This window comes from Streptomyces xanthochromogenes, assembly GCF_014650455.1.
In the GTDB taxonomy this organism is placed as follows: Bacteria; Actinomycetota; Actinomycetes; order Streptomycetales; family Streptomycetaceae; genus Streptomyces; species Streptomyces xanthochromogenes.
In genome coordinates this window covers 1-3,725 of sequence record NZ_BMUZ01000039.1, presented here as the reverse complement: position 1 = coordinate 3,725, position 3,725 = coordinate 1, and the positions used below count along the sequence as shown (strand labels likewise).

General features: G+C 70.8%; 1 protein-coding gene. It reads left to right on the top strand.

Annotated features, from left to right (window positions below):
• Positions 1–99: 99 nt before the first annotated feature.
• The coding region (locus tag IE267_RS39245) for a non-ribosomal peptide synthetase (protein WP_308428900.1) at positions 100–3,725 on the top strand (3,626 nt) is incomplete at its 3' end.

Here is a 3,725-nt window from a genome sequence, read left to right as displayed (position 1 = left end):
CTGTTCTTCAGTCTTGCCGAGCGGCGTGGTGGGCGTGGTGAGCCGCAGGGCATCGTGGGGGCGGTCGAGTACTCCAGTGACCTGTATGACGCATCTACCGTGCGGTCGCTGTTCGAGCGTTGGGTCAGGCTCCTCGACGAGGCGACCGCCCATCCCGAGCAGCCACTCGACACCATCGACCTCCTCACCACCGAAGAGCAACAACAGATTCTCGGCACCTGGCTGGACACCGAGGCGGAAGTCGGTGCGGACCTGTTGCCGGCGTGCTTTGCCAGGCAGGCGCGCACCACGGCGGAGGCCGTCGCCCTGATCACCGGGGACACCTCCCTGACATACGGGGAGCTGAACAGCCGCGCCAATCGCCTGGCGCACGCCCTGCTGCGCCAAGGCGCCGGACCTGGCACGGTGATCGCCGTCGCCCTGCCGCGCTCGGCCGAGCTGGTGGTCGCCCTGCTGGCGGTGCTCAAGACCGGCGCCGCCTACCTGCCGCTGGACCCGGACCATCCGGCCGGGCGCACCGCGTACGTCCTGGCGGACGCGGAACCCACCCTGCTGCTCACCACCTTGGCGACGGACGCGCGGCTGCCGGGCGACGGCTCGCCACGGCGGCTGATGCTGGACTCACCGGACGTACAGGCGCTGGTGGCCGACTGCCCCGACACCGACCCGTCCGACGCCGACCGCACCGCCCCGCTGCGCGCCGCGGACGCCGCATATGTGATCTACACGTCCGGCTCGACCGGCCGCCCCAAGGGTGTCGTGGTGCCGCACGGCGCGCTGACCAACTTCCTGGAAGCCATGCGGCAGAACGTGCCGCTCCGGCCGGACGAGCGGCTGCTCGCGGTCACGACGGTCGCCTTCGACATCGCGGCCCTGGAGTTGTACCACCCGCTGCTCTCGGGCGCCGCCGTCGTTCTCGCGCCCAAGGAGGCCGTCCCCCAGCCGTCCGTCGTGCTCGACCTGATCGCCCGGCACGGTGTCACGGTCATGCAGGGAACGCCGTCCCTGTGGCAACTGCTGCTCGAACACGAGCCGGAGGCCTTGCGCGGACTACGCGTTCTGGTCGGCGGAGAGGCGCTGCCCGCCGCCCTGGCCCAGTCGCTGCGGGCCCTCACGGACGACCTCACCAACCTGTACGGGCCGACCGAAACCACCATCTGGTCGACCGCCGCCGACCTCTCCGGCGCCACGGCAGCCCCGCCCATCGGCAGGCCGATCGCCAACACCCGGGTGTACGTCCTGGACGGCCGGCTGCAGTTGGTGGCTCCGGGTGTGGTGGGGGAGCTGTACATCGCGGGCGCCGGCGTGGCCCGCGGCTACCTGGGCCGCCCCGCCCTGACCGCGGAACGCTTCCCGGCCGACCCGTACGGGAGTGAGCCCGGCGCCCGCATGTACCGCACCGGGGACCTGGTGCGCTGGAATCCGGGCGGCGAGCTGGAGTTCGTGGGCCGGGCCGACCATCAGGTCAAGATCCGGGGGTTCCGCATCGAACCCGGCGAGATCGAGGCCGTGCTGGCCGATCACCCCGCCGTCGCCCAGGCCGCCGTCGTCGTCCGCGAGGACGAGCCCGGGGACGCCCGGCTGGCCGCCTACGTCGTCGCCGACACCTCGGGACGCGCGTACGACGAGAACGCCGAGCTGAACCAGCTGAGCGAGTGGCAGGACCTGTACGACTCCGTCTACACGAGCGCACCCAGGACGGCGTTCGGCGAGAACTTCGCCAGCTGGAACAGCAGTTACGACGGACAGCCCATCCCGCTGCCCGACATGCGGGAGTGGCGCGACACGACCGTCGAACGCATCAGGGCCCTCAGTCCTCGCCGCATCCTCGAAATAGGCGTGGGCACCGGACTGCTCCTCGCCGGAATCGCCCCCGAGTGCGAGGAGTACTGGGGAACCGACTTCTCGCCCACCGTCATCAAGGACCTGCAGCGCCACGTCGACGCCGATCCCGCCCTCGCCTCCCGGGTCCGCCTGCACACCCGGCCGGCCCACGACTTCGACGGCCTTCCCACGGGCCACTTCGACACGATCGTCCTCAACTCCGTCGCCCAGTACTTCCCGAGCGCCGGCTACCTGGAGCAGGTCGTCGCCAACGCCCTCCGCGCGCTGGTCCCCGGCGGAGCCCTCTTCATCGGCGACATCCGCAACCCGCGGCTGCTGCGCACCTTCGCCGCCGCGGTCGGTGCCGCGCGCGCCGAAGATCCGTCGGACACGGCCGCCGTCCGTCGTGCCGTGGAGCAGAGTCTGGTCCTGGAGAAGGAACTCCTGGTGGACCCGGAGTACTTCACCGCCCTCGCCCACCACATCCCCGACCTGGCGGGCACCGACATCCAGCTCAAGCGCGGCGCCTCCCACAACGAGCTCACCCGCTACCGCTACGACGCCACCCTCTACAAGACCGGCATCACCCCCCACCCCCTCACTGACACCCCCACCCACCCCTGGCCGGGGCACACCGACCCCGGCGCCACCCTCACCGATCTGAGCCGTCACCTCGAAGCCGAGCGCCCCGCCGGGCTCCGCGTCACCGGCGTCCCGAACCCTCGCCTCACGCACGAGCTGGCCGTTCAGCACACCCTCTTCGACGACACACCTGCGTCCGCGGACAGCGGCCGGCCGCACGTCACGCTGGAGGCCTTCCACGCTTTGGGCGACGAGCACGGCTACTGGACCGGCGTCACCTGGAGCACTCACGACCATGACGCGGTAGACGTCCTGTTCGTCGACCGGAACCTCATGGACGAAGGCATCCCCGTAGGCACCTACGCCCCTGCCGGTACGGGCACCTCGGCCATGCCGCTGTCCACCTGGACGACCAACCCGGCCGCCCGCCGCGGCACCGGCGCCCTCGTCACCGAACTCCGCGAACACAGCCGTCAGCATCTGCCCGACTACATGGTCCCCGCGTTCATCGTCCCCCTCGACCGGCTCCCCCTGACGGCGAACGGCAAGTTGGACCGGGCGGCGTTGCCGGCGCCGGAGTTCACGTCGGGCGGGTCGGGGCGGGAGGCGCGGACGCCGCAGGAGCAGATCGTGTGCGATCTGTTCGCGCAGGTGCTCGGGCTGCCGCGGGTGGGTGTGGACGACGACTTCTTCCAGCTGGGCGGTCATTCGCTCCTGGCCACTCGCCTCATCGCCCAGGCCCGGGCGGTCTTCGGCGTCGAGCTGGAGCTCCGCTCGCTCTTCGAGGGTCCGACACCGGCCGAGGTCGCCGCACTCCTGGACACCGCTGGGCCCGGCCGGCTGGCGCTCACACGGCGTGAGCGGCCCGAGACCATGCCGCTGTCCTTCGCTCAGCGTCGACTGTGGTTCATCCACAAGATGGAGGGCCCCAGCGCCACCTACAACATTCCGCTGGCCCTGCGTCTGACGGGCGAGCTAGACCGCGACGCGCTGAGGGCCGCACTCGGTGACGTGGTGGCCCGGCACGAGAGCCTGCGCACGGTATTCCCGGAGGCCGAGGGAGTTCCGTTCCAGGAGGTGCTGCCCGTCGAAACGGCCGTACCGCATCTCACCGTCACACCGACGACCGAGGCGGAGCTGCCGGACCTCCTCACGTCGGCGTCCCGTCATCCCTTCGACCTGGCGGCCGAACCGCCGCTGCGCGCGGACCTGTTCGAGCTGTCGGCGCAGGAATACGTGCTGCTGATAGTGGTCCATCACATTGCGGGTGATGGGTGGTCGTTGGGTCCGTTGGCTTCGGATTTGGCGGGTGCGTATGG